This is a genomic window from Arthrobacter sp. AFG20 (assembly GCF_002892795.1).
Taxonomy (GTDB): domain Bacteria; phylum Actinomycetota; class Actinomycetes; order Actinomycetales; family Micrococcaceae; genus Arthrobacter.
Genome location: NZ_PJMC01000004.1, coordinates 107,379 through 132,749, shown reverse-complemented (window position 1 = coordinate 132,749; position 25,371 = coordinate 107,379). Strand labels below are relative to the sequence as shown.

The window sequence follows — 25,371 nt, the reverse complement described above, 5'->3', positions numbered from 1 at the left end:
TTGAAATAGTAAGCATGCTTCGTGTTAGGCTGAAATGGCTTTGTCAGATCAACGGGCAACGGAAGGTGGTTCCCACCATGGGTATCGGAGACAAGATCCAGAACGCTGCAGAGGACTTCGGCGGTAAGGCGAAGGAAGCGGCAGGCAACGCGACGGACAACGACCGCCTGAAGGCTGAGGGCCAGAAGGACCAGGTGGTCGCCGACGCCAAGAAGGTCGGCGAAGACGTCAAGGACGATTTCAAGCGGGATTAGTACAGCCCCGCTCAACGGCGACGCCGGACTCCCTTGGGGGGAGCCCGGCGTCGCCGTTTTTCGTGGCGGCCGGCTGAAAGCCCCGCAAAGACGGCCCATGCAACCCTGCGGGCCCCGTGCAAGACTGGCCGCATGACGCACGTAGACCTGGGCGGGGCAGGCACTGCCGCCGGCGGATCCAAGAACCTTCGCGGCTACCTCGCCACCCCTGCCGACACCGGCCCCGTTCCTGGCGTCGTGATGATCCACGAGGCATTCGGCCTCACCGACCAGATCCGACGCCATGCCGACCGGCTGGCTGCGGCCGGCTACCTCACCCTCGCCGTGGACCTCTACAGCGACGGCGGCCCGGGCCGCTGCCTGGTCGGCACCATGAAATCCATGATGACGGGCGAAGGGCGGGTCTTTGCCGACATCGCCGCCGCACGCTCGTGGCTTCAGGCATCGCCCCTTTCCAACGGCCGGACGGGGGTGATCGGCTTCTGCATGGGCGGAGGGTTCGCCCTGCTGGCGGCCAACGACGGCTTCGACGCCGCCTCAGTGAATTACGGGCGCCTCCCCCGTGACCTTGGGCCGGCACTCCGGGCCGCGTGCCCGCTCGTCGCGAACTACGGCGCGCAGGACCGCACCCTGCGGGGCGCCGCGGCCCGTCTGGAATCCGCCCTGGCCGCGGCGGGCGTTGAACACGACGTCAAGGAATTCCCGACGGCGGGGCACTCCTTCCTGAACGACCAGGAGGAAGGCCCGCGGGCGCTGCGCCCGCTGGCGCGCGTGATGGGGATTGGCCCGGATCCGTCCGCCGCTCCGGAGGCATGGCGCCGGATCGAGGACCACTTCGCGCGGCACCTCAAGGACTAACCCCCTCTGCAGGAACGACGACGGCGAGCGCCTCCGAAAAGGAGGGCCCGCCGTCGTAATCAAAACAGAAAGCTAGCTGAAGAGTTCGCTCTTCGGCTCGTTGTTCTTGACCTTCTGCCAGCCGAGCCACAGAACCAGGGCGAAGAACGGAACGGTGGCCAGCGTCCAAAGGCCGAGGTGGAAGACTTCGCCGGTCTTGCTGGTCATGGTGTCGAAGCCGATCAGCACCGTGATTGCGAGCAGGCCCAGGAGTCCGGCCCAGCTGGTCCACGGCGAACCCGGCATGGGCAGGCTGGAAACCTGGCCCTTGCGGTGCCGCAGCGCGATCTGGCTCGCGAAGATGGCGCCCCACGTGAAGATAACGCCGATGGACGCGGTGTTGAGCGCGAGGTCGAACGCGTGCGAGCCGCCCAGCCAGATGTTGAGCAGGATGCCCACCAGGTAGAACGCGGCGATGGCCAGGATCGCGGCATACGGAACGTGGCGCTTGGACATCCGGGTGAGCCACTGCGGGGCATGCCCGTTGTTGGCCATGGTGCGGAACACGCGGCCGATCGAGTAGAGCCCCGAGTTGCAGGAGGACAGGGCGGCGGTGATGACGACCATGTTCATCACGTCGCCCACCCAGCCCAGGCCCATCTGGCCGAACACCGTGACGAACGGGGAGGTGCCGGCCTTGTACTGGTCGGACGGGAGAAGCATGGCCAGCAGGGTGACGGAACCGACGTAGAACACCACAATGCGGAGCACGACGGCGCGGATCGCCTTGGGCACTTCGCGTTCCGGATTCTGCATCTCACCGGCGGTGATGCCGACGAGCTCGATGCCGTTGTATGCGAAGATGACGGCGTTCAGGACCAGGACCATCACCAGGGCGCCCTTGGGGAACAGCCCGCCGTCGGCCGCGAAGAGGTTGGCGACCGAGGCGTGGCCGTCGCCGACCCTGGCGTTGGTGGCCACCATGAAGGTGCCCACTGCCAGGAAGATCAGGATGGCGCCCACCTTCAGGCAGGACGCCCAAAACTCGAATTCGCCGAACGCCTTGACGCTGAGCAGGTTGACCGCCACCAGCAGGGCCAGTGCGGCGATGGCGGAGGCTTCCACCGGTACGTTCGGGAAGAAGAACTGGAAGTAGAGGCCGATCGCGATGAGTTCCGCGATCCCGGTCATGCCCCAATTGATGAAGTACATCCAGCCGGACAGGTAGGCGCCCTTCTTGCCGAACATTTCACCGGAGTAGCTGACGAAGGAGCCGGAGGTCTGGCGGTACATGACGAGTTCACCGAGGGCGCGCATCAGCAGGTAGGCGATGACGCCGGCGATGGCGTAGGAGAAAATGAGCGCGGGGCCGGTGGAGGCCAAGCGGCCGCCCGCGCCCATGAAGAGGCCGACGCCGATGGCGCCGCCCATGGCGATCATGGTGACGTGGCGCCGGCCCAGGGTCTTCTTGTAGCCCTCGGCGCTGAGGGTCGAGTCGACGGCGGCGGATGGAGCCGTCGGGCTCATAAGTTCTGTTGGGGTACTTTGAGGCACAACTGTTCCTTGTAGGTCGGGGGTTGCCTTGGATAGGGCACTGCCGGTTCCGGAACCTGGAGATTTTGTACAGATAATTCGACTTCAGGCCCCTCTTGAGGACCGTATATGTACAAAACCTCATGGAGCATCGAAGGTTCGCGCGGCCTATCCATCGTACAAGATTCCCCGAGTGGTGCGTGACGGGGACAACATTCCCCGCCGGAACAGGCGCCGGGCGGGCCGATCTCGATCGCACCGTCCTCCCGGTCGAGTTCACATATGCGACCCCGCGGGATGCCGTCTCTGACCCGCGGGGACGCCGTCTCTAATTCGAATGGAGAAAAGGCTCCCGGCGGGGCCCTGTTGCGGCTACTGTGAGCACCATGGCCGGGGATCCGTTCCCGGCCATGGCACCGCACCGTCTCATGCGGGCGCCGGCACTTGCGCCATTTGTTCAGGGGGAACTATGAGAAAGAGAGCTCTACTGCTGCCGGCTGCCTTGCTGCTGGCAGCCTCGGGGTGTTCCGGCGGGGGCAGTGGCCCCTCCGGACCAAGCCCCAGCGCATCACCAGCCAGTACGACGGCGGTGTCCCAGCCGCCGTCGGAATCCTCACCACCCACTACGGCACCCTCCCTCCCTACCGATGTGTCCACATCGCTGAACGCGATCGACGCCCTGCAGGAGCACACGTGCGCGGCCGGTGCAGACGGTCAGTGGACGTTCAAGGGAACCCTGGTCAACTCCTCAGACAAAGCCAAGACCTACACCTTGGCCATCGCGGTCACCGTCGGCGCGGCAGTCCAGGGCCACACCCTGATCACGGAAACCGTCCAGGCAGGGAAATCGGCTGAGGTTTCTGCCGAGAACTTCGCCAAAACCACGGGCCAGGCCGGCACGTGCGAACCCGTTGTCTCGGTGGAGGACGCTTCGTGAAAAAACCAATATTTGCGGCTGCCCTGCTCCTGAGCCTGGCGGCCGGGTCCCTTGCGTCCTCGCCCGCCCTCGCCGTCGATGCCACCCCTCCACCGCCGGCCCAGGCAACGGAAACTGCGAATGCTTCCACGGCAGGCGCGGAAACACCTGGCACGGCCACGGTGACGCCAAGTCCCAGCGCGACCACCGCGGAATCGCCTCAGCCGGCAGGGTCCGTTGACCCCGCACAGTCAGAGCCGGCCCTGCCATCCGTGGCACCTTCCCCGTCCGTGACGCCTACGCCCACTGGCTCTCCCGCACAGTCAGTGGCGCCCTCAGCCACAGTCACTCCCGCGCCGTCCGCGACGCCGTCGCCCACGGTCCCTTCCGCCCCCGCTCCAATCGTCGTCAAGGGCGCGATCGGCGTGAAATGGCGGGCCATGAACGGTGCTGCAGGCCCCCTGGGCGCGCCGCTGGCGAACGAAACGTGCGGCGCGGGCCTTTGCGGCCAGACGTTCAAGGGCGGAACGATGTATTCGACCGCTGCCACCGGAGCCCACCCCGTGCTCCTCACGTCAGGACACACCGGCCCCTACTGGTACGCCAACGGCCGAGGCAAAGTCCTCGGCTACCCCGTCACGGACGAAGTAGCGGTTCCGGGAGGAACTGTTCAGAAAATGTCCACCGGCAGGCTCATTGCGTGGTCGGGCCAGGGCACGTACCAAGTCTGGCTGCGGGGAGCGATCGGAGGTCACTGGAACACACTCGGAGCAGTGAGCGTTCTTGGCCTGCCTGTGTCCAAGGAAACCTGTGGCCAGCGGAACGGCGGCTGCTACCAGAAATTTGCCAAAGGCTACATCTACTGGAGTCCAGCAAGCGGAGCAAGGGCGGTGCGCCCGGGCAACTACGCCAAGTGGGTAGGCGTGGGCGGGTTGCCCGGTGCACTGGGGTACCCCACCAGCAGTGAAACCTGCGGCCAGCCGGCCGGGGGGTGTATCCAGCGCTTCCAGGGTGGCGCCATCTATTGGTCTGCGGGAAGCGGCAACTGGGTCACCAAGGGCGGCATCGGCGCGCGGTATGCCGCCGCCGGTTCAACCCGAAGCGGGCTGGGTTATCCCACGGCCAACGAAAAATGCGTCCCGGGACAATGCATCCAGTCATTCCAGGCGGGCTACATCGGCTGGTCGACGACCGGAGGCACCCGCATCTACTCCATGACCGAGTGTGCCAAGCTGAACAACGGCCGGTCCAGGTATCCCACGTACGGCGCCAACCGGGTCCTGCTCACTTTCACCCAGGGCTACGGGCGGTCCTATGCGACAAATATTTACTGCGTCCGGGTGGCAGGGCTGTACGTTGCGGACTGGAAGACGGACGGCTACGTCGGGGCCTCCGGCTTCAAGGCGCCGGGAGTGCCCTCCGGTCCCACCCGCAACCTGTACTCACCCACCGGGTCCTACTCGGTAACCGAGGCATTCGGCCTGGGCAACCCGGGGACGCAGCTCCCCTACCGCACGCTCAACCCCCGCTCCCGCTGGGGCGGCAACCCGTGGACGGCGACGTACAACAAGTACTTCGAGTCCTCGTCCTGGGTGGGCTGGGACGAGAACATGTGGTACTTCGCCACACGCGCCTCGCATGACTACCGTCAAGGCGTGGTCATCAACTACAACCGGCCCAACATCGTGCAGGACGCCGGCTTCGCCATCTTCCTGCACATGAACAAGGTCCCGACGGCAGGCTGTATCTCGCTGGACGACTGGGCCGTGGTGGATTACATCAAGAAGTCGAAGCCGGGCGACCGGATCATCATGGGAACCTACGGCGCCCTGTTCCGGTAGCTGCTCTTCGTAGGGGCAGCAAACCCATGCGGTTCAAAAACCCAGGCCCGGCGGCACACCCGCCGGGCCTGGGTTTTTTCCGCGCCAGCAGGCGGAGGTTCAGGCCGGCAACGCCACTTTTTCCAGCGTGCCCTCCGCCATCGCGTACCTGAGCCACGTGCCCGGCGTACCTTCGCCGGCCCGGCCGCGGGACCTGTCCGCGCAGCCGTCGAACCATTCGCCCAGGGCCCGGTCATGGCTGACCATCACAACCGTTCCGCTGAAGTCCGCGAGCGCCGCTTCCAGTTCCTCCACGAGCACGGGAGCCAGGTGGTTGGTGGGCTCGTCGAGGAGCATGACCTCGTTATGGCCCAGCAGGAGCCGGGCGAGCGACAGCCTGCGCTGCTGGCCGGCGGAAAGGGCACCCACCGGAACATGGAACTCGCTGGTGCGGAAGAGGCCCAGCCGCAGCAGCGCCTCGGCGTGGTCGTCGATGTTCCCGCCCAGCCCGGCAGTAAAGGCCGGCAGCAGCCGCAGGGATGGATGCTCGGGCGGCTCCAGCTCCTGCTGCAGATAACCGATCCGGCCGTGGCGCACCACCTGGCCGGCGGCCGGTTCGAGGGTGCCGGCCAGAACGGAGAGCAGCGTGGACTTACCGGCGCCGTTGGGACCTGTGATGAGGATTTTCTGCCCGCGCTCCACACGGAACTCGGGCACGTCCAACCGGCCGGGCACCTGCGTATTGCGGGCGTGCAGGACCCGGTCGGCCACGTCCCGGGCTTCACGGTCCAGGTTCAGCCCGGCGTCGTCCAACCTGGCGCTGTTCAGCCCGGCGTCGAGCTTCAGGCGTTCCGGCGGGCGCTCCACCGGGTTGTCCTCCAGGCGGCGCAGTCGCTCCTGGGCATTGCGGACCTTGCTGGCGGCGGCGCGCTGCCACGTTCCCGTCTTGAAGTCGAAGCCCGCCTTGTCATTGTCCCGACGGCGCGCATAGCCCATCCGGTCCGCCACGGTGTCCGCCTGCCGCCGTTCCGAGGCCATGGCGTCGAGCCAGCCGTGATACTGCTGTGCCCAGCGCTGGCGTTCGGCGCGCTTCTCCTTCAGGTAGCCGTCGTAGCCGTTGCCATAGCGGTTCACCGTGCGGCGCTCGGCGTCCACCTCGATGACGGCGGCGGCAATTTTGCGCAGGAGCACGCGGTCGTGGGAGACCACCACCACGGCTCCCCGGTGTGCTGCGAGGCGGGCTTCCAGCCAGGCAGTGCCGCCGGCGTCCAAGTGGTTGGTGGGCTCGTCGAGGAGCAGGATGTCCGCGGGGTCGGCCAGCAGACAGGCCAGCGCGACGCGCTCCTGTTCCCCGCCGGACAGCGACCCCAGCGTCCGGCCGCGGTCCACGCCGCCCAAACCCAGCCGGTCCAGCGCCGCCTCCACACGGGATTCCGCAGTGTAGCCCTCGCGCAGCTGGTACTGGGTCTGCAGGTTCCCGTACGCCTCGAGTTCGTTGGGCCCTGCGGCGGCCAGGCCGTCCTCCAGCCGTTCCAGCTCGGCTTCCATCTCCCGGAGTACGAGGAGCGCACCGTCGATGGCGTCGGCCACGGTCAGCCGGGCGGGCAGCCCTGACGTCTGCGCCAGGTATCCCACCCGGCCGTGCCGCCGGACCGTGCCGTTTGCCGGCGCCTCGATTCCCGCCAGGATCCGCAGCAGGGTGGACTTGCCCGACCCGTTCTCACCCACGACGGCGGCGTGTTCCCCTGCGGCTATCACCAGATCGACGCCGGAGAAGAGTTCGCGATCCCCGTAGCCGTGGGAGACGCCGGACAGGTGGAGCTGTTCGGTGCGGAAATTTGGTTCAGTCATGGGAAGTCCTCGCAGTCCAAAGTGCGGCCCCGGAGCTGGGCGCTCTGCGGGGCCTGGTCTAGGGCCATGCCGACGCCGGAGGATGCCGGCGTCGGGGTCTAGGACTTCATGGGTCAAGCCTGCCCGGCGGCGGGCGGCCCCGTCAAGGTTCGCACCGCCGTCGGCGCACTACGCTGGAAGCATGGTGAATACCAGACGCACGCTCCCGACTCCGCGGCCGGATCTCTACCGGTTTTCGCCGCTGGACCTCACGGCCGTGGGGCTTTATGTCGCCGTCGCGGCCTTCTTCGCGCTGGCCGGGGAACTGATCCTGCCGCTGCTCCGCGAAATGGCCCCGACGCCGGCCGTCGCGTCCTATGGCGTAAATCTCCTCTTCTACGGGTGCGTTGGCGCCCTGGCGCTGGTTGCCGCCCACGGGGTGGTGTCCCGGGACCTGAAAGTGCTTGCCACCCGGCCCTGGTTCACGCTCGCGATGGTGCCGCTGGCTGTCGTCGCCATGATGATTGTCACCGCGATCCTGGTGGCCGTGGGCGGGACCACCGAGACATCCGCCAACCAGGCCGGACTGCAGGCGCTCATGCGGCAGGTGCCGGCCTGGCTCATGGTGCCGCTGATCGTCCTGGTGGGCCCGTTCGTCGAGGAGTACGTGTTCCGGCACCTGCTGATCGGAAAACTGAGCCGGCGGGTCAACATCTGGATCTGCTGCGGGCTGTCCGTGGTCCTTTTCGCCGCCCTGCACATCGTGGGCCAGGAAGCGGTCACCCTCCCCGCGCTCATGCCGTACCTGGCCATGGGCGCCACGCTGGTGTTCGTCTATGTGTGGACCGGAAGGAACCTGATGTTTTCCTACTTCGTCCATGCCACCAAGAACCTGCTCGCTGCGGTTTTTTTGTACACCATCCCGCCAGAACTCCTGGACCAGCTGCAGCGCGCCCAAAGCTAGAATCGCCCACGCCCCTCCCCTGCATGAGCCGGTCCCTATCCGGAGGCGGCGCCGCCGTCGTAACTTGGTGGCATGGGACTCAACATTCAGATCGCCATCGACTGCAAGCACCCACATGACCTCGCCGACTGGTGGGCCGAAACGCTGGACTGGTCAGTGGAGCCGCAGGATGAGGGCTTCATCCGGTCCATGATCAGCCAGGGCTTCGCGGCGGAAGACCAGACCATGACGCACAACGGCAAGCTCGTGTGGAAGGACGGCGCGGCGATCCGGCCCACCGAGGAACTCGACGCGAAGGCACCGGCCCGGCGGCTGCTTTTCCAGACCGTACCGGAGCAGAAGACCATCAAGAACCGGGTGCACTGGGACGTCAGGCTCGACGGCCGGGACAAGGACGACGTCCGCGCCGAGCTTGAGGCCCGCGGCGCCACCTTCCTCTGGACTGCCAGCCAGGGGCCCCACGAATGGCACACCATGGCGGACCCCGAGGGCAACGAGTTCTGCATCAGCTGAGCCGATTACTAGACTTGGACGGTGAGCAACGAATTCCCCGCCAAGGTATCCGACGTCTTTGACCCGTCCCGCTGGCGCACCGTGTCCGGCTTCGACGACTTCCAGGACCTGACCTACCACCGGCAGGTGGAGCGGTCCGACGACGGCACCGCGGCACGGGACCTGCCCACCGTCCGCATCGCGTTCAACCGGCCGGAGGTCCGCAACGCCTTCCGCCCGGGGACCGTGGACGAGCTCTACCGCGCCATGGACCACGCTCGGATGACGCCGGACGTGGCCACCGTGCTGCTCACCGGCAACGGCCCCTCCTCCAAGGACGGCGGGCACTCGTTCTGCTCCGGCGGGGACCAGCGGATCCGGGGACGGGACGGCTACCGCTATGCCGACGGCGAGACGCAGGAAACCATCGACCCGGCCCGCGCCGGGCGGCTCCACATTCTGGAAGTCCAGCGGCTCATGCGGACCATGCCCAAGGTGGTCATCGCCGTCGTCAACGGCTGGGCGGCCGGCGGCGGGCATTCCCTGCACGTGGTCTCCGACCTGACCATCGCTTCGCGCCAGTTTGGAAAGTTCAAGCAGACCGACGCCACTGTGGGCAGTTTCGACGCCGGATACGGCTCGGCGCTGCTGGCCCGGCAGATCGGCCAGAAGGCCGCCCGGGAGATCTTCTTCCTTGCCCGTGAATATTCCGCCGAGGACATGGTTCGGATGGGCGCCGTGAACGAGGCCGTTGACCACGAACGCCTGGAGGAGGTGGCGCTGGACTACGCCGCGGACATCGCCCGGCAGTCCCCGCAGGCCATCCGGATGCTCAAGTTCGCCTTCAACCTCGCCGACGACGGCCTGGCCGGCCAGCAGGTGTTCGCCGGCGAGGCCACCCGGCTGGCGTACATGACGGACGAGGCCGTGGAGGGCAAGGAAGCCTTCCTGCAAAAGCGCGACCCCGACTGGTCACGGTTCCCGCACTACTTCTAAACCCGCACTCGTCGGAAGGCACCCCATGCTCCCCAGGACCGCGCACCCAAGGCGCACGCAGTGAATATCGAGCCGGCCCTCAAGGCGCTGGCGGCCGCCCTCCACGGTGAGGGTCCCGCCGTCGAACTCTCCGCCAGCCCCGACGGCGAGCCCGTGGTGACGCCGGTCCCGACACCAGGGTTCGAGGACGCCGTCGCCGTGGTGCGCACGTCAGGGTCCACCGGGAAGCCCAAGGCGACGGTCCTGACGGTGGATGCGCTGGCGGCGTCGTCGATGGCAACCGCCTTCGCGCTCAAGGGCGAGGGGCAGTGGCTGCTGGCCCTGCCGCTGCAGTACGTGGCGGGCGTGCAGGTGCTGGTCCGGTCGCTGTTCGCCGGCACCCGGCCCTGGGCCATGGACCTGTCCGAGGGCTTCACGGCCGAGGGCTTCACCGCGGCCGCGCTGGAACTGACGGACAACATCCGCTTCACGTCGCTGGTGCCCACGCAGCTGCAGCGCCTGCTCGCCGACCCGTCGGCGGACACGCTCGCCGTGCTGCGCCGCTTCAACGGCATCCTGCTCGGCGGCGCCCCGGCCTCTGCCGAGCTCCTGGAGTCGGCGCGCAACGCCGGCCTCCGGGTGGTCACCACCTATGGGGCGGCGGAAACCTGCGGCGGCTGCGTGTACGACGGCTACCCGCTCGAGGGCGTGGCCCTGAGGCTCGCCGAAGACGGCCGGATCCACCTCGGCGGGGCCACCCTTGCGGCGGGCTACCTTGGCGCGCCGCGACAGACCGCCGAGGCTTTCGTTGAGGAGGATGGCGGCCGCTGGTACCGGACCAACGACCTCGGCACCCTCGATGCCGATGGCCGGCTCACCGTGCTGGGCCGCGCCGACGACGTCATCATCACCGGCGGCGTCAAAGTCTCCGCCGCACACGTGCAGGCGGAGCTGGAAAAGTCCGACGGCGTGACCGCGGCTTTTGTGGCCGGCGTCGAGTCCGCGAAATGGGGCCAGGCCGTGGCGGCCTATGTGGCCGTCGCCGGGTCCGCGTCCGGGGACGGCGCTGGGTCCGGGTCCGCTGCGCGGGACGGAGCGGCGTGGGCCGAGGAATGGCACCGCACGCTCGGGCTACTGGCCCCCAAGACGGTTCTTCCGGCCGGCGGGCTGATCATGCTGCCTAACGGCAAGCCGGACCGGCTGGCCATGATTGAACGGCTGAACGCAATCCATCAGGGAAAATAGATTAGTCCTGCCGCGCCGCTGCGGCTTCCGCGTGCCCAGCGCACGCCCATGCATTTTTTGAACGCATCACCGACCCAACGCGAGGTACTTACCGTGGCAACAGCCGCACAATGGATCCAAGGCGCCCGGCTCCGCACGCTGCCGGCCGCGATCGCCCCCATCCTGATCGGCTCGGCGGCGGCCTACGAGATGGCTTCCTTCCGCCCGCTCAATGCGGTTCTGGCGGCCCTCGTGGCGCTGCTGCTGCAGATTGGCGTCAACTACGCCAACGATTACTCGGACGGAATCCGCGGGACGGACGAGAACCGGGTGGGACCGCTGCGTCTGGTCGGTTCCGGTGCCGCCCGCCCCGAGCACGTGAAGTATGCCGCGTTCGGCGCGTTCGGCCTGGCGATGCTCGTGGGGCTGGTGCTGGTCATCATCACCCAGACGTGGTGGCTGCTGCTGGTGGGCGTGGGCTGCGTGATGGCGGCCTGGGGCTACACGGGCGGAAAGAACCCGTACGGCTACATGGGCCTGGGTGACGTCTTCGTGTTCGTGTTCTTTGGCCTCGTGGCCACCCTCGGCACCACGTACACCCAGGCCGGGCAGATCGGCCTGCCTGCCGTGATTGGCGCCATCGGCACCGGACTCATCGCGTGCGCCCTGCTCATGGCCAATAACGTCCGGGACATCCCCTCGGACATCGAGGCGGGGAAGAAAACCCTGGCGGTGCGGCTGGGCGACAAGCACGCCCGCGAAAGCTACGTGCTGATGCTGGCCGTGGCCATCCTGCTGGTGGTGATCCTGGCGCCCACGCGGCCGTGGATGCTGATTGTGCTGCTCCTGATCCCGGCCTGCCTGATGCCGGCCTGGCTCATGATCAACGGGCGAAAGCGCAAGAGCCTCATCCCGGTCCTGAAGCAGACGGGCCTCATCAACCTGGGCTACGCGGTGCTGTTCTCACTGGGACTCGTGCTGAGCAGCGGGCTGTAAGCCCAGGCGCCTCGCTGCAGGCTAGGCACCCTCGCCGCGGGGTTCGCGGTTCTTTGCGTCGTTGCGGATGGTGACGTCCGGGTGGGTGTCCACCAGGCGGTCCTCGGCCTGGGCATCGTCCAGCTCACCGGCCGTGCGGATGGGCTTGGCACGGCCGGAGAATCGGGCATGCAGGGACGCCGTGGCCGCATCCCGCTGCTTCTGGAAGAAGAGGTAGCTGATGGCGAAGGAAATCAGCCCCGCACAGATGACGGCCAGAAACCACCCCAGCTGCAGGAAGACGAACAGCACAAACAGGGGCAGGAAGATTGCGAACCGGATCAGGGTGTATTTCAGAAAAGCCACGATCCAAGTTTAGCCGTCCTGCCTGAACGTATCCTGCCGGTGGCATAGACGCTCTGTTCCCCGTTGCTCCGGCCGTTTGCGCGCGCCTGGCAGATCGGTGTCAGCTGGGCCTGCCGTTCGGCGTTTTACTGGCGCATTACTGTGGGCATACTGTAATCTCCGCTGGGGCACACGGCGGCTAGACTGATTGCATGCCTCGTGTCGCCATCGCAGTCGCCATTCTCGCCATCTACGTCTACGGACTGGTGGACGTTATCCGGACTGATGGACGTCTCACGCGCGGGTTCTCAAAAACAACCTGGATCATCATGGTTGCACTCCTGCCGCTCATCGGCGCGGCGCTGTGGTTCCTGATCGGCCGCCCCCGGGCATCGGCTGTGGCCCAGCCCGTCTACCAGCACCACCCCACCGCCCCCGACGACGACCCCGAGTTCCTGCGGAACCTCGAGCAGCGCCGCCGCCAAGCCGAGGCGGAAAGACTCCGCAAGCTGAGGGATGATGCCGCTCGGAAGAACCAGGCCGACGGCGGTCCCCACCGCTCGGGCAGCACAGGCACGGGAACGACGGGTGCTGGCAGCACGGGGGCAGCACCGGGCACCTCCAGCGGCAGTTCGGATGCCGGCGGCCCGGCTGCGGGTGAGCCTGGTCCGCGCAAGCCGGGGGCAGCAGGCGAGGCCAACGCCGAAGGCAACCCCGAGGCCAAGTAGCACCACTTCGCCGCGTCCCTTCACAGCGCCGTTCCACGCGCGTCGATTTACCAAAAGTGGCCGCCCCGCCGCATCGGTTTACCAAAAGTGGCCGCCCCGAACTGGCGCCAAGCGGCCCTTTTTGGCAAAACGGCGAACCCAGGCGGCCCCCACTATTCCTCCACATCGGGCCTAAATTGTGGACAACGGAACGGAGGCACACTTCGGGCAGCAGAATGCTCCTATGCCGCGTCCACGCCCCCTTCCTCCCGCCCTGCAGGCACAGCCGTTCACTATCCGCCAGGCCACAGATGCCGGGCTTACCCGCAGGCGTACTCGCGCCCTCGACTTGGCGAGCCCCTGCCACGGCGTACGTGCCCCGGCTGCCGTGGAGATTACCCTCCTCATCCGGGCGCGCGGGCTTGCACTCGCGACCGGAGCCGTCGTTAGCCACCTTTCGGCCGCTGCGCTCTGGGGTTTCCCGTTGCCCCTGCGTTTCGAGGACCACAAGACAATCCATCTGACCAGCCGGGGCGGCGCCAGGGCCGTGCGGCGGAAAAGCGTCTGCGGCCATAGGCTTCCGCTCGCGGAAGACGAAATTTCCGACGGCCGTTACGTTGCGTGCACGTCGCCGCTTCGGACCTGGTTCGACCTGGCCGGCATCCTATCCCTCCAGGATCTTGTCATTGCCGGCGACTTCCTCCTGCGCCGCAAGAGTCCCCTTTCCACGCCGGACGCGTTGGACTCCTTCCTGGAAGGGAAGAAGGGCCGGGCTGGCTACCCCAAGGCGATGAAGGCCAGGGTCCTCATCCGCGCGAACACCGATTCACCGAAGGAGACCGAGCTGCGGCTTCTGCTGACAGCCGCGGGGCTACCCGAACCAGGCATCAACGTTCCCATGTTCGACGGGACCGGAGGCTGGATCCAGGACCCCGACATGTCCTATGAAGATTTCAAGATTGCCATCCAGTACGACGGCGGCCACCACGCCGCCCCGGCCCAGCGGAGAAGTGACATATACCGCGATGAAAACGCACGCAGTCTCGGCTGGCTCGTGGTGGTACTGACGCAGTTGGACCTGGATCCGTTTGCACCGGGCATTGAGCCAAGCGCCGTCACCAAGGTGCGCGCAGCGTTAACAAGCCGTGGCTGGAAGCGCGCCCGCTAACCTTCGCCGTTTCGCCCCTCCGCACAGGTGCACCGCCGCCAGCACACTTGAAGCCCGACTGCGTCTCAGGCCTTCGTCGTTTCGCCAAAAAGGGCCGCCCAGCAACCAGCTGTACGGCCCTTTTCGGTAAATCGAGGAAGCCAAGCGGCCCTTTTCGGTAATTCGGTGAGCACCCGCAAGCCGGCGGCGCATGCAGCCCACTTGAAGCCCGGCGGCGGTCCCCGCCTTCGCCGTTTCGCCAAAAAGGGCCGCCCAGCAGAAAGCTGTACGGCCCTTTTCGGTAATTCGACGAAGCCAAGCGGCCCTTTTCGGTAATTCGGTGAGCACCCGCAAGACGGCGACGCCCTGCAGAGCGAGGCCCCGCCGAACCGGAAGCTAAAGACCCCTACAGCCCCGAGTACGAGTGCAGGCCGTTGAAGAACTGGTTCACGATGGTGAAGTTGAAGACCACGCACAGGTAGCCCACGATCGACAGCCAGGCCGCGCGGGTCCCCGTCCAGCCGCGGGTGGCGCGGGCGTGCAGGTAGCCGGCGTAGACCACCCAGATCACGAAGGTCCACACTTCCTTGGTGTCCCAGCCCCAGAAGCGTCCCCAGGCCTTCTCCGCCCAGATCGCACCGAACATGAGGGTGAACGTCCAGCCGATGAAGGCGATCGCGTTGATGCGGTAGGACAGGTTCTCGAGGCTCAGCGCGGACGGCACCAGGCGCATGAACCCCAGCTTGTCCGCACCACCGGCCGCGATGGTCCTCTGCCGGTGCGACTGGACCAGCTGCAGCGCGGACATGGCAAAGGTCAGCGTGAACAGCGCCGAGGACAGCACCGCGATCGAGACGTGGATGATCAGCCAGTAGCTCTGCAGCGCGGGCACCAGGTGGCCGACAGGCGTCCAGAACGCCACGGACGCGGCCACCAGCATGATGACCACCAGGCCCACTACGAACGTGCCGAGGAAGCGCAGGTCGCGGCGGATCAGCACTACGAGGAACACGGCAGCGGCCACGAACGCGCCGGTGGTGAGGAACTCGTACATGTTGCCCCACGGCACGCGGCCTGCGCCGACAGCGCGGGTCAGCACGGCTGCGGCGTGGATCGCGGCGCCCAGGACGGTCAGTGCCACGGCAACGCGTGCGGGGGCCCGGCGTTCGCCGTAGCGCATGCTGTCGTCGGCGGTCTGGCCGGCACCGTTCGCGGAGGAGGCGTACGACGACGGCCGCTCGGCACGGTCTGCCGGTCCGGACAGCCGGCCCCCACCGCTGCCCGCGGGCCGCGGCGTGGCGGCTCCTGCGGACGCGCCCGCCGCCACCGGAACCTTGGCGGAAGTATCTGCAGACGCGCCTGCAGCTGCGGCCTTGAGGTCAATCGCCTTCAGGGACTTGCTGCTCCTGGCCAGGTCCCACGCGAACGCGATGAAGGCGACGGTGTAGGTGCCGGCCGCCAGCAGCATGAAGAGCTCGCTGTACTGGCCCATGGTCTCGTTGATGGGAAACATTACTGGTCCTTCTTCGGCTCAGGCGAGCCGGCTGGTGAGGAGTTGGAAGGTGCTGTTTCGGGGTTGTCGGCGTCCAGGTTCCACTTGCCCGCCAGGAGGCTGCGCAGCGTTGCGGCCTCGCCGGCCAGCCGGTGGTCCTCGCCGCGGGCCAGGAGTCCGTACTCCACCATTGTCCGGCCGTCCTCGTGGGTGCCGGTGCGGACCCAGACGCGGCGGCGGTTCACGTAAAGCGAGACGATGAGGCCGGCCACGGCAAGCAGCGCGAAGATCAGCGCGGACAGCTGGCCGGGGTTGTGGTGGATGTCCACGCCCACGTACTTCTTCACGCCGTCGAACGTGATGGACCCCTTGCCTTCGGGCAGCGTGTAGGTGTTGCCCGGCGCGAGCGTGATGCCACCCGCCTCGGCCTTGCGGCTGTTGAGCTCCTTGAGGCCCTTGACGTCAAGCTCAAACACGTTCTGCGGTGCACCCTTGTCCAGGCCGAGGTCGCCGTAGTACGAGTTCAGGCTCAGCTGCGGGTTGATGAGGTCCGGGTCGCCGCTGAAGGAGATGCCCTGCTCGGTCACGAACGCAGTCGGCAGGAAGAAGCCGGCGAAGCCCAGCTGGTCTGGCTTCGCGTCGGGCACCTTAATCACCACGGAGGAGTAGTAGTTCTCGCCCTGCAGCTTGGCCACCACGGGACCCTGCATGGCCACGTTGCCCTTGCCGTCGCGGACCGTGACCACCGGGGCGTAGCCGTTGCCCGTCAGGTAGATGCTGGTGCCGCCAAGGGTAACGGGGTCGTTGACCTTGAGGACTTCCTTCTTGGCCGGCGCCCCCGGGTTTTCCTTGGTGGTGACATCCGCCGTGAAGTCGATGGGCTGGCCGAACTTGCCCTGCGACTCACGGTCGAAGGTGGCCTGGAACTTGTCCAGCTGGATCGAGTAGGGCTGGAGCTGGCCGCTCTGGAAGTTGGTGCCGGGCGTGAACTGGTCATAGCCCACCAGGGTGTTCACGAACGTGTCACCCTCCACCAGGATCCGCTGGCCGCTGTAACCAAACAGCCCGCCGACGGCCACGGACACCAGCACGCCGATCAGCGAGGTATGGAAGACCAGGTTTCCCACTTCCCTCAGGAAGCCGCGCTCGGCCCCCAAAGACGGCCGCGCGCCGTCGTCGTGCCTTACGTCAACGCGGTACCCGCGTTTCTTCAGCAGCGCCGCCGCGTCCTCAATGGCGTCCGACGCCGGGATCCCGGCGTCCGCCGGCACCACCAGGGTGCCGTACTCGGGCAGGCGGGAGAGCCGCTTCGGGGTGCGCGGAGGCTGCGAACGCATGGCTTTGTAGTGGGCGATGGCGCGGGGCACCACGCAGCCGATCAGCGAGATAAACAGCAGGATGTAGATGGCCGAGAACCAGGCCGAGGAGTAGACGTCGTACAGCTGCACCGAATCCAGCAGCTTGCCGTAGTCGGGGTGGTCCTTGATGTACTGCGTGACCACGGAGGGGTTGGCCGGCCGCTGCGGGAACAGCGATCCGGGCACCGCGGCCACCGCCAACAGCAGCAGGAGGAACAGCGCGGTGCGCATGCTGGTCAGCTGGGTCCAGGCCCAGCGGAACATGCCCACGACGCCCAGGGACGGGAGGGCGGCACCGGCCTTGGCGGCCTTCACGGCATCCTTGGTCGCGGCGTCCTTTTGGACAGGACCGGGCTGCGGGGCGTCCTCGGCCGGGGATTTCTCGGTTGACTTCACACGCTCGCTCATCAGATCGGCAACTTCACATCGGTTTGGAACCAGTACTGCAACTCGGTGACCCAGGCTCCCCACAGTCCTGTGGCCATCAGGATGCCCAGGACAATCAGGACTCCGCCGCCGGTGCGCTGGATGGCCAGCCGGTGTTTGCGGAAGAAGGACATCACTCCCGCGCCGCGTCGCACCGCCAATGCGATCAGCAGGAACGGGATGCCCAGCCCAAGGCTATAGACGAAGGCCAGGAACGCACCCTTCGCGGCGGAGGAGCCGCCGGAGAGGCTCAGGAGCTGGACGGCAGAGTAGGTGGGGCCGATGCAGGGCGCCCAGCCGAGGCCGAACGTGATTCCCAGCAGCGGCGCGCCCCACAGGCCTGCCGGCGGTTTCGCGTGGATCTTGGCATCGCGCTGGAACCAGGAGAATCCGCCCATGAATACCACGCCCATGAGGATCACCAGGACGCCCAGGACTTGCGTGACCCAGGCGTTCTGCCCGCCCGAGATCAGCGAGCCCAGCTGTCCGAACGCGCCGCCGAGCAGCACGAAGATCACCGAGAAGCCGAGCACGAACAGGCCGATGCCGGCGAGCATGCGGCCGCCCTTCTGCTTCTGCAGGTCCACGCCCGTGAGGCCCGTGACGTAGCCCAGGTATCCGGGCACCAGCGGGAGCACGCACGGCGAGAGGAAGGACACGAGTCCGGCCAGCAGCGCCACGGGGATGGCGAGCAGCAGCGAACCGTTCAGGATGGCTTCGGCGAAGGGGCTGTTCACGGGAGGTTACTCTGCCACGGCGGACTGGATGAGGGCTTTGAGTGTGCCCTTCTCGATCTCCCCCAGCACACGCGACGCCACCCGGCCCTGCTTGTCCACCACGAGCGTCGTGGGGACGGCGCCCGGGGGCACCAGACCTGACACGGCCAGCAGCACGCTGCCGTCCTTGTCGTCGAAGCTCGGGTAGGTAAGGCCGAAGGTCTTGTCGAAGGCGTCAGCTGTGGCCTTCTCATCACGCAGGTTCACGCCGAAAAACTGGACGCCCTTGGTCTTGAACTCCTGGTGGAGGGCCTCCAGGGACGGCGCTTCCACCCGGCAGGGCGCGCAGCCGGCGAACCAGAAGTTCAGCACGGTGACCTTCCCCAGGAAATCCTTGGGGGCAACGGCAGTGCCGTTGAACAGGGTGCCCTGGATTTGGATGCCGGACTTGCGCTCCGCTGCGGCGAACTCAGTCACCGAGCCGTCGCCTGCCACGTAGTTCTTGTTGTCCCCGGCCTTGGCCTGCTTGGCCAGGGCGTCCTCCTGAGCGCAGGCGGACAGGCCCAGCGTGATCGCGGTGAGGGCCAGGCCGCCGGCGGCGAGGACGCTGCGGCGGGAACTTTTGGGTGTTTCAGTCATAACTTAGGCTCCGGGGGTGCTCGAGGCACCGGGAAGAAGGGCGGCGGCGGGTTCGCTGTACTCCACGCGCAGCAGGGCGCCGTCGTCGCCGAAAACCAGGGAGGTGAGGGAGGTCAGTGTGCATTCGCGTTTCCGCGGATCGTGCCACAGCGGCTTGCCCTCGGCGCTGAGCCGCGTGGCCCAGATCGGAAGCTGGTGGCAGACCAGGATGGCCTCGGCACCGTCGCCGCCAAGCTCGATGGCCTTGGCGCGCGCTTCCTGGACGGCCTCGGTCACGCGGGCTGCCTGCAGCTTGTAAGGCTCGCCCCACGAGGGCCGGAAAGGGTTGATCAGGTGCGGCCAGTGCTTGGGCTTGCGCAGCTCGGCTTTGGTGACCTTCAGCCCTTCGAAGTAGTTTTCCGCCTCGATGATGCGGCCGTCGGTGTGGATGTCCAGCCCGAGAGCTTCCGAGGTGGGCTGGGCGGTCTCCTGGGCGCGGGTGAGTGGCGACGCCACCAGGTACACGATGTTGGCGCCCTGGGAAACGCGTTCGCGGAAGTGCTCGGCGACCGTCTGCGCCATCTGCCGGCCAAGCTCGGAGAGGTGGAATTCAGGCAGCCTGCCATACAGGACACCTTCAGGGTTGTGGACCTCGCCGTGGCGGAGCAAATGGACAGTGGCTTGGGGCATGTCTACCAGTTTCTCAAAGGGCAGGGGTAATGACGAAATCTTCTACACCAAGTAGAACTAAAAAATTTTTCAGAAAGTTCCGAACAGATGGAATAAAAGATGCAAATGCATGTTTATACTGGATGCAGCAGTTAGTTGAGACTTCAACCAATGAAGCTTCAATCGGAACATCCCGCCTCCACCACTGATACAAGGAGAACCACCATGGCACTTTCCACCGAGCTCACCCGCGGCACCTGGACCCTCGACAACTCCCACAGCGAGATCGCCTTCACCGTCCGCCACGCCGGCATCAGCAAGGTCCGCGGCCAGTTCAAGGACGCCGCCGCAACCCTGGACCTCGCCGACGATGTGACGGCCACCAAGGTCGAGGCCACCATCAAGACCGCCAGCTTCGACTCCGGCGACGCCAACCGCGACGGCCACGTCCGCGGCGAAGACTTCTTCGACGTCGAGAAATTCCCGGAGATTTCCTTCGTCTCCAACGGCCTCGTTGCCAACGGCGACAGCTACGAACTCCAGGGCGACCTGACCATCAAGGGTGTCACCCGCCCCGTCTCCCTGGAGACCGAATTCAACGGCGTTGCAGTTGACCCCTTCGGCAACACCCGGGCCGGTGTTTCCGCCGAGACCACCATCAGCCGCAAGGACTTCGGCCTGACCTGGAACGCCGTGCTGGAAGCCGGCGGCGTGCTGGTCAGCGACAAGGTTGCCATCAACCTTGAACTGGCCTTCATCGCACCTGCAGCGTAGGCCTTCCGGGCCCGTCCCGCAGCCACGACTACTGGCCCCGAAGCGCCCCGTCCGCGGACTCTCCGCCGACGGGGCGTTTGTCGTCCGACGCCGGGACAGCAGTTCCCGGGGCAGCAGCCGCCCGCCGGCGGGGGCCGGTTCGCTTTCGAGATGCCGGCAGACCGGCCACGGAACTTTGGCGAGGTTCTGCCGCGCGGCAGCGTTTCCGCAGGTTGGCCCGCGTTTGGAATACCTCTCCGGAATGATCCCCCGCGTACCTGCTGAGGGGTACGGTGGGAAGTGAACCATGCTGGGGAGGGCAGGCGTCTGAACCGGTAGCCGATTCAGACGTCACTACGCAAAGGACCGCTCATGAGCAATCCTCCCGTCCCGCACTCCAATGACCCCGGCTCCAACGAGCCCAACGGTTCCCAGCCAGGCAACGGGCAGCCCCGCTACGGTCAGGACGCACCCCAGTACGGACAGAACACTCCCCAGTTCGGGCAGGGCGGACAAGGCGTTCCCCCGTACGGACAGAACGCTCCGCAGTACGGCCAGAACGCACCGCAGTACGGACAGGGCGGACAAAGCACCCCGCAGTACGGCCAGAACTCGCCACAGTACGGACAGCCGCAGTCCGGTCAGCCGCCCTACGGCCAGAGCCCTTATGGCCAGTCCCCCTACGGGCAGTACCCGTCGGAACAGGCCCAGGCAGCCACCAGCGCCGGCGTCCCGAAGCTCGTGAATTATTCCTTCTGGATGATCATCGCTGCGGGCGTCCTGTCGATCCTGTCCATCCTGATCACCATTCCCACACTGGATGACCCGGCCATGCGGAGCACGTTCGAAGAGCAACTGCGCGGCAGCGGCCAGAACATCGCGTTCGAGGACGTCAAGGGCTTCATCATCGGAACCATGGTGGTCTTTGCGCTGATCGGCGCCGGCCTCTACGCGCTGGTGGCGTTCAACGTCCGGAAGGGCAAGAACTGGGCCCGCATTCTGGGCACTGTCTTTGCCGCTCTTTCCGTGTTCAGCCTCTTCCCGGCGGGCCTGAACACCCTGGTGGGCCTCCTCGGCATCGCCGCGATCATAATGCTGTACCTGCCGGGAGCGGCACCCTACTTCCAGAAGCCGCAGCCGTTCGCCAACCCCTACTCGCAGCCGGGCGGCCCGTACGGCCGCTAGGCACCCGCAAAGCAACAAGCCCTTCCCGTCAACGGGCGCGGATTCCTGGAAGGCCGGAGTTACTCCGGCTGACCGGGCGTCTGCGCCCGTTGCGCGTGGTAGGCAAGGATCTGCAGCTCGGTGGCCATGTCCACCTTCCTCAGCGTCACGCCGTCGGGCACCTGGAGCATCACGGGAGCAAAACTAAGGATGCTGCGCACGCCGGCGCCCACCACCCGGTCACAGATACTCTGGGCCACTGCGGCAGGCAGCGCCAGCACCACCATGTTGGTGCCGGTCCGCTCCAGGACCGCTTCCAGGTCCGCAACGTCACTGACCCGCAGCCAGCCCACCTCGTTGCCCACCACCATCTGGTCGGCGTCGAAGATGGCAACCACGTCAAAGCCCCTGGATTCGAAGCCGCCGTAGCGCGCCAGCGCCTTGCCCAGGTTACCGGCGCCGACAATGGCGACTTTCCAGTCATGCGTCAGGCCCAGCGCGGCGGCGATGTGGCGGCTCAGGTACTGCACCTCATAGCCCACGCCGCGGGTGCCGTAGGAGCCCACGTGGGACAGATCCTTGCGGAGGGTTGAGGAGCCGACTCCCGAAAGCTCAGCCAGCGATTCCGAGGAGACCCGCTCGGTGCCTTCGGCCAGCAGGGAGTTCAGGGCGCGCAGGTAGATCGTCAGCCTGGCCACGGCTGCCGGCGGAATCTGCTTTCCGGCAGCACCGGTGGGACCGGTGGGCCCGGGCAGGGCCTGGGGTGGTGAATCGAGCGAAGTCACTATCTGCTCCGTTGCGTCGCGTTGTGAGTCCACTCTAAATCCCCATCAGTTATGTCAACAAAGCCAATGCCATTGTTCGAAATCGGCTAATCCCCTGCGATGGCTCGGCGCAGGACACGCTCCAGGCGGGCCTCGTCGATCTTCCAGAAGTCGCGCTGGATCCCGTCCACCAACACCACCGGAATCTCCTCGGCATAGCGGTCGCGCAGTTCGTCGTCGGAGTCCAACTGCCGCTCCGACCACGAAAGCCCCAGTCCGGCAGTTACCCGCCCGACGGCGTCACGCGCTGCGGCGCACAGGTGGCAGTCAGCTTTGGTGAGGAGAACGACGTCGGGGTTTGCCATGCTTCAACCGTATCGCCGTTCCCGGCGGTGAGCGACGGCGGCAGTCAGTAGCGAGGAACTGCAGTGACTAGACTCAGTGGCATGCCCGAGGAGAAGTACGTCGCTGTGGCCCACCGTCCGGTTGCGAAGCAGCAACACGGCGAGGCAGCCTTCTTCGACGTCGACAACACCCTCATGCGCGGCGCGAGCCTGTTCCACGTGGCCAGGAAAATGCACCAGCGCGGAGCCTTCACGCTTGCGCAGGCGGCGGGCATGGCATGGCAGCAGCTCAAGTTCGTGCTCCGGGGCGAGAACCTCAATGACGTCCACGCCGTCCGGGATTCCGCGCTGAGGCTCGCCGCCGGCATCACGGAAGAGGACATCAGGGCCCTGGGCGAAGAGGTCTACGACGAGATGATCGCCTCCCGGATCTGGCCCGGCGCCAAGGCCCTGGCTGAACAGCACCTGCGGGTGGGCCGGAAGGTCTGGCTCGTCACCGCAACGCCGATCGAGGTCGCGACGGTGATTTCCACGCGGCTGGGGCTCACCGGCGCCCTCGGCACCGTCGGCGAGACCAAGGACGGCTTCTACACGGGCAGGCTCGTCGGCGACATCCTGCATGGCGCCGCCAAGGCTGTGGCGGTCCAGGGCATCGCGGACCACCACGGACTGGACCTGAAGCGCTGCTGGGCTTACAGCGACTCCTACAACGACATCCCGCTGCTGACGATGGTGGGCCACCCCGTGGCGATCAACCCGGACGCCCGCCTGCGCAAGCACGCCCGAGAACACAACTGGCCGGTCTACGACTTCCGCTCAGGCCGCCGGGCCGCCACCCTGGGCCTCAAGGCAGCCACGGCAGGAGGAGCGGTCTACGGCCTCTGGCGAGGCTACACCCGCTTCCGCGGCCCCCGCGCCTGACGCCGTTCTTCCCCTTCGACGCGCAGATTCCCCCACGACACGGGAATTCCCGGCGCGCCAGGCGGTTTGTGCATCGCGGGTTGCCAGTATCGTCGCCAGGATGCAAAAATGCCCGCACCCTCGAAAGGGAACGGGCATTGACGCGTAGAGCGAGCTCTACTTCTTATTGCGGCGCTGGTGGCGGGTCTTACGAAGCAACTTGCGGTGCTTCTTCTTGGCCATACGCTTGCGACGCTTCTTAATAACTGAACCCACGAAAGTTCCTTACAAACTAGATGCAGTACCTGTCTGATGAAGAAGGTCCGTGGACTGAGCAACAGACTGACAACTGACAGATTCTTACAATGACGTAAAACGTTCCTTAACAGCGTACCGCTTATCGGGAGCATCCCCTGACCAGCACAGCCCCGTGGCGTGCAGCGGCCCCCAAGGCGGCTGCAGCAACCACGGGATCGGTGCGGTCAGTCTGGTCCGTTAGGCGGTGCCCGTATGACCGTCCACGACAGCACCCTTGAGGTACTGTTCGACGGCGGTCTCCGGGACGCGGTAGGAGCGGCCGAACCTGACGGCGGGCATCTCCCCCGAATGGACAAGGCGGTACACGGTCATTTTGGAGACACGCATTACCTCAGCCACCTCGGCCACGGTCAAGAACTTGGCGTTCGAGAAGTTCGACTCTGCGGACATACCCATATTCCTTTGCTCTCAGCAACGACGCCGGTCTATCTGCGGTGTGCGCCGATGCTGAGCCATCGAACAACCGTGTGCTAGTTACTCTAGATGCTCACGTGGCCATTGTGAAAGCCCGCCGTTTCCGCGACGATGCCGCCAGCTGTTCGAGCACGGACGCCGTCACATCCCACTCCATGCAGGCGTCCGTGACGCTCTGGCCGTAGGTCAGGTCGGAGTGGCCTGCGGCGTGTTCTGCCACATCGAGGTTCTGTGCGCCGCCCACGAGGAAGCTCTCCAGCATGACGCCGGCAATGGCCCCTGCGGCCGTTCCCGCGTCCTCGAGCTGGGCGCCGATCTCAAGCGCCACCTCCGCCTGGCGGTGGTGGCTCTTACCGCTGTTGGCGTGGCTGGCGTCCACGATCAGCCGCGGGTTGAGGTTCTTGGCGGCGAGCTTGGCGGAGGCCGCTTCGACGTCGGCGGCGGAGTAGTTGGGGCCCTTCCGGCCGCCGCGGAGGATCACGTGGGTGTCGGGGTTGCCCGCGGTGGACACCAGCGCGGCCCGGCCGTCGCCGTCGATCCCGAGGAAGGCCTGGGCTGCGGCGGCGGCGCTGCAGGCATCGACCGCCACCTGGAGGTCGCCGTCGGTTCCGTTCTTGAAGCCGATGGGCATGGACAGCCCGGACGCCAGCTGGCGGTGGATCTGGCTTTCCGTGGTCCGCGCGCCGATGGCTCCCCAGGAGACGAGGTCTGCCATGTACTGCGGGCTGATGGGTTCCAGGAACTCGGTGGCGGTGGGAAGCCCCAGGGCGGTGACCTGCTGCAGGAACTGGCGGGCGGCCCGAAGTCCCGTCGCGATGTCATGGCTTCCGTCCAGGTGCGGATCGTTGATCAGGCCCTTCCAGCCCACGGTGGTCCGCGGCTTCTCGAAGTAGGTCCGCATGACCACGAGGAGGTCTTCCTTGTGCTTCCCGGCCTGGCTGACCAGCCGGCGGGCGTATTCCAGGCCGGCCTTGGGGTCGTGGATGGAGCACGGACCGACGATCACCAGCAGGCGGTCGTCCACGCCGTCCATGATGGCCCGGACTTCGTCGCGGCCGCGTTCGACGACGTCGGCCGCCTTCGCATTCAGCGGCAGTTCCGCAATCATCTCCTGAGGCGTGGGCAGGGCGGTGATCTCGCTGACCCTCAGGTTCGACGTCGACTGGCGTTTCGACGTCGGCTGCTGGGTTTCGGTGGCTGCTGCGCTCATTTTCGGGTCCTGTTCCGGGTGGGAGCGGGCCCCTGATCAGAACCCGCCGTAGATATGGCGAAGGGCAGAGAATGATCTCTGCCCTGTTGGCTCTGAAGGAAAGTTGGATGCGTGTCAGTTAGACGCGGGCCCCTCCAGAGCCAACGAAAAATACGCATACCAACGGTTAGTCATAGGCACACCATAGCCGCGGCCCCGCGCGGGCC

Annotated in this window: 27 protein-coding genes; 14 read left to right on the top strand and 13 right to left on the bottom strand. The window is 66.5% G+C overall.

Annotated features, from left to right (window positions below; genetic code table 11):
• Positions 1 to 77 precede the first annotated feature (77 nt).
• Positions 78 to 254, top strand: a complete 177-nt coding sequence (locus CXZ05_RS05945; protein WP_102971701.1) for a CsbD family protein — start codon at positions 78 to 80, stop codon at positions 252 to 254.
• Positions 255 to 386: 132 nt separating this feature from the next.
• On the top strand, positions 387 to 1,112 hold the full coding sequence (locus CXZ05_RS05940) for a dienelactone hydrolase family protein (RefSeq protein ID WP_102971700.1): 726 nt from the start codon (positions 387 to 389) through the stop codon (positions 1,110 to 1,112).
• Between the two features lie 72 nt (positions 1,113 to 1,184).
• Here CXZ05_RS05940 and CXZ05_RS05935 read toward each other — a convergent pair whose 3' ends face one another.
• Positions 1,185 to 2,645 carry an amino acid permease gene (locus tag CXZ05_RS05935; protein ID WP_102971699.1) on the bottom strand — a complete coding sequence of 487 codons (1,461 nt, stop codon included), beginning with the start codon at positions 2,643 to 2,645 and terminating at the stop codon, positions 1,185 to 1,187.
• Between the two features lie 628 nt (positions 2,646 to 3,273).
• Between CXZ05_RS05935 and CXZ05_RS05930 the strand changes: the two genes are divergently transcribed.
• Both CXZ05_RS05930 and CXZ05_RS05925 read left to right on the top strand, forming a co-directional pair.
• Positions 3,274 to 3,561, top strand: a complete 288-nt coding sequence (locus tag CXZ05_RS05930; protein WP_102971698.1) for a hypothetical protein — start codon at positions 3,274 to 3,276, stop codon at positions 3,559 to 3,561.
• Complete coding sequence (locus CXZ05_RS05925) at positions 3,558 to 5,381, top strand: hypothetical protein (protein ID WP_146033057.1); 1,824 nt, start codon at positions 3,558 to 3,560, stop codon at positions 5,379 to 5,381. Before CXZ05_RS05930 ends, CXZ05_RS05925 begins: the two co-directional genes overlap by 4 nt.
• 99 nt (positions 5,382 to 5,480) lie before the next feature.
• Here the strand turns inward: CXZ05_RS05925 and CXZ05_RS05920 are convergent, their stop codons facing one another.
• Positions 5,481 to 7,211: an ABC-F family ATP-binding cassette domain-containing protein gene (locus CXZ05_RS05920; protein ID WP_102971696.1), complete on the bottom strand. Its 1,731-nt coding sequence runs from the start codon at positions 7,209 to 7,211 to the stop codon at positions 5,481 to 5,483.
• 181 nt (positions 7,212 to 7,392) lie between these two features.
• Between CXZ05_RS05920 and CXZ05_RS05915 the strand changes: the two genes are divergently transcribed.
• From CXZ05_RS05915 to CXZ05_RS05895, 5 genes are all read left to right on the top strand, one after another.
• Positions 7,393 to 8,154, top strand: a complete 762-nt coding sequence (locus tag CXZ05_RS05915) for a CPBP family intramembrane glutamic endopeptidase (RefSeq protein WP_102971695.1) — start codon at positions 7,393 to 7,395, stop codon at positions 8,152 to 8,154.
• Positions 8,155 to 8,226: 72 nt separating this feature from the next.
• Entirely contained in the window at positions 8,227 to 8,667 is a 441-nt protein-coding gene (locus tag CXZ05_RS05910) for a VOC family protein (RefSeq protein ID WP_102971694.1), read from the top strand.
• A 21-nt stretch (positions 8,668 to 8,688) separates the two neighbouring features.
• Positions 8,689 to 9,642: a 1,4-dihydroxy-2-naphthoyl-CoA synthase gene (locus tag CXZ05_RS05905; protein ID WP_102971693.1), complete on the top strand. Its 954-nt coding sequence runs from the start codon at positions 8,689 to 8,691 to the stop codon at positions 9,640 to 9,642.
• A gap of 60 nt (positions 9,643 to 9,702) precedes the next feature.
• Positions 9,703 to 10,866, top strand: coding sequence for an AMP-binding protein (locus tag CXZ05_RS05900; RefSeq protein ID WP_102971692.1), 1,164 nt, complete (start codon positions 9,703 to 9,705; stop codon positions 10,864 to 10,866).
• 93 nt (positions 10,867 to 10,959) lie between these two features.
• Positions 10,960 to 11,841: a 1,4-dihydroxy-2-naphthoate polyprenyltransferase gene (locus CXZ05_RS05895; protein ID WP_102971691.1), complete on the top strand. Its 882-nt coding sequence runs from the start codon at positions 10,960 to 10,962 to the stop codon at positions 11,839 to 11,841.
• 21 nt (positions 11,842 to 11,862) lie between these two features.
• Here the strand turns inward: CXZ05_RS05895 and CXZ05_RS05890 are convergent, their stop codons facing one another.
• Complete coding sequence (locus tag CXZ05_RS05890; RefSeq protein WP_180987284.1) at positions 11,863 to 12,186, bottom strand: DUF4229 domain-containing protein; 324 nt, start codon at positions 12,184 to 12,186, stop codon at positions 11,863 to 11,865.
• Positions 12,187 to 12,377: 191 nt separating this feature from the next.
• Between CXZ05_RS05890 and CXZ05_RS05885 the strand changes: the two genes are divergently transcribed.
• Together CXZ05_RS05885 and CXZ05_RS05880 are read left to right on the top strand one after the other, a co-directional pair.
• The gene (locus tag CXZ05_RS05885) at positions 12,378 to 12,893 is read left to right on the top strand and encodes a PLD nuclease N-terminal domain-containing protein (protein WP_102971689.1); all 516 of its coding nucleotides are present in this window, start codon (positions 12,378 to 12,380) and stop codon (positions 12,891 to 12,893) included.
• 223 nt (positions 12,894 to 13,116) lie between these two features.
• Complete coding sequence (locus CXZ05_RS05880; protein WP_102971688.1) at positions 13,117 to 14,040, top strand: hypothetical protein; 924 nt, start codon at positions 13,117 to 13,119, stop codon at positions 14,038 to 14,040.
• Between the two features lie 385 nt (positions 14,041 to 14,425).
• Here CXZ05_RS05880 and ccsB read toward each other — a convergent pair whose 3' ends face one another.
• Genes ccsB through CXZ05_RS05855 form a run of 5 tightly spaced genes read right to left on the bottom strand, consistent with a single transcriptional unit; the run spans position 14,426 to position 19,319 of the window.
• Entirely contained in the window at positions 14,426 to 15,532 is a 1,107-nt protein-coding gene (ccsB, locus tag CXZ05_RS05875; protein ID WP_102971687.1) for a c-type cytochrome biogenesis protein CcsB, read from the bottom strand.
• Positions 15,532 to 17,277 (bottom strand): cytochrome c biogenesis protein ResB, encoded by a 1,746-nt coding sequence (locus CXZ05_RS05870; protein WP_102971686.1) that lies wholly within the window; start codon positions 17,275 to 17,277, stop codon positions 15,532 to 15,534. Before CXZ05_RS05870 ends, ccsB begins: the two co-directional genes overlap by 1 nt.
• Positions 17,277 to 18,032 carry a cytochrome c biogenesis CcdA family protein gene (locus tag CXZ05_RS05865; protein WP_102971685.1) on the bottom strand — a complete coding sequence of 252 codons (756 nt, stop codon included), beginning with the start codon at positions 18,030 to 18,032 and terminating at the stop codon, positions 17,277 to 17,279. The genes CXZ05_RS05870 and CXZ05_RS05865 overlap by 1 nt, the downstream gene beginning before the upstream one ends.
• 6 nt (positions 18,033 to 18,038) lie before the next feature.
• On the bottom strand, positions 18,039 to 18,650 hold the full coding sequence (locus tag CXZ05_RS05860) for a TlpA disulfide reductase family protein (protein WP_102971684.1): 612 nt from the start codon (positions 18,648 to 18,650) through the stop codon (positions 18,039 to 18,041).
• A 3-nt stretch (positions 18,651 to 18,653) separates the two neighbouring features.
• Complete coding sequence (locus CXZ05_RS05855; protein ID WP_102971683.1) at positions 18,654 to 19,319, bottom strand: histidine phosphatase family protein; 666 nt, start codon at positions 19,317 to 19,319, stop codon at positions 18,654 to 18,656.
• A gap of 204 nt (positions 19,320 to 19,523) precedes the next feature.
• Here CXZ05_RS05855 and CXZ05_RS05850 point away from each other — a divergent pair, with 204 nt between their 5' ends.
• Both CXZ05_RS05850 and CXZ05_RS05845 read left to right on the top strand, forming a co-directional pair.
• Complete coding sequence (locus CXZ05_RS05850) at positions 19,524 to 20,072, top strand: YceI family protein (RefSeq protein ID WP_102971682.1); 549 nt, start codon at positions 19,524 to 19,526, stop codon at positions 20,070 to 20,072.
• Positions 20,073 to 20,423: 351 nt separating this feature from the next.
• Positions 20,424 to 21,236 (top strand): hypothetical protein, encoded by an 813-nt coding sequence (locus tag CXZ05_RS05845; protein WP_102971681.1) that lies wholly within the window; start codon positions 20,424 to 20,426, stop codon positions 21,234 to 21,236.
• A gap of 59 nt (positions 21,237 to 21,295) precedes the next feature.
• Here the strand turns inward: CXZ05_RS05845 and CXZ05_RS05840 are convergent, their stop codons facing one another.
• Both CXZ05_RS05840 and CXZ05_RS05835 read right to left on the bottom strand, forming a co-directional pair.
• Positions 21,296 to 22,000, bottom strand: a complete 705-nt coding sequence (locus CXZ05_RS05840) for a redox-sensing transcriptional repressor Rex (protein WP_102971680.1) — start codon at positions 21,998 to 22,000, stop codon at positions 21,296 to 21,298.
• An 86-nt stretch (positions 22,001 to 22,086) separates the two neighbouring features.
• The gene (locus CXZ05_RS05835) at positions 22,087 to 22,344 is read right to left on the bottom strand and encodes a glutaredoxin family protein (RefSeq protein WP_102971679.1); all 258 of its coding nucleotides are present in this window, start codon (positions 22,342 to 22,344) and stop codon (positions 22,087 to 22,089) included.
• An 81-nt stretch (positions 22,345 to 22,425) separates the two neighbouring features.
• Here CXZ05_RS05835 and CXZ05_RS05830 point away from each other — a divergent pair, with 81 nt between their 5' ends.
• Positions 22,426 to 23,244 (top strand): HAD family phosphatase, encoded by an 819-nt coding sequence (locus CXZ05_RS05830; RefSeq protein WP_102971678.1) that lies wholly within the window; start codon positions 22,426 to 22,428, stop codon positions 23,242 to 23,244.
• A 156-nt stretch (positions 23,245 to 23,400) separates the two neighbouring features.
• On the opposite strand, the gene CXZ05_RS05825 is transcribed toward CXZ05_RS05830, so the two are convergent.
• The 3 genes from CXZ05_RS05825 to CXZ05_RS05815 all read right to left on the bottom strand — a co-directional run bounded on the left by CXZ05_RS05825 (position 23,401) and on the right by CXZ05_RS05815 (position 25,165).
• Complete coding sequence (locus tag CXZ05_RS05825; protein WP_003792170.1) at positions 23,401 to 23,499, bottom strand: 30S ribosomal protein bS22; 99 nt, start codon at positions 23,497 to 23,499, stop codon at positions 23,401 to 23,403.
• Positions 23,500 to 23,718: 219 nt separating this feature from the next.
• Entirely contained in the window at positions 23,719 to 23,931 is a 213-nt protein-coding gene (locus tag CXZ05_RS05820) for a helix-turn-helix domain-containing protein (RefSeq protein WP_003797758.1), read from the bottom strand.
• Between the two features lie 97 nt (positions 23,932 to 24,028).
• Positions 24,029 to 25,165: a 3-deoxy-7-phosphoheptulonate synthase gene (locus CXZ05_RS05815; RefSeq protein WP_102971677.1), complete on the bottom strand. Its 1,137-nt coding sequence runs from the start codon at positions 25,163 to 25,165 to the stop codon at positions 24,029 to 24,031.
• Positions 25,166 to 25,371: the final 206 nt, after the last annotated feature.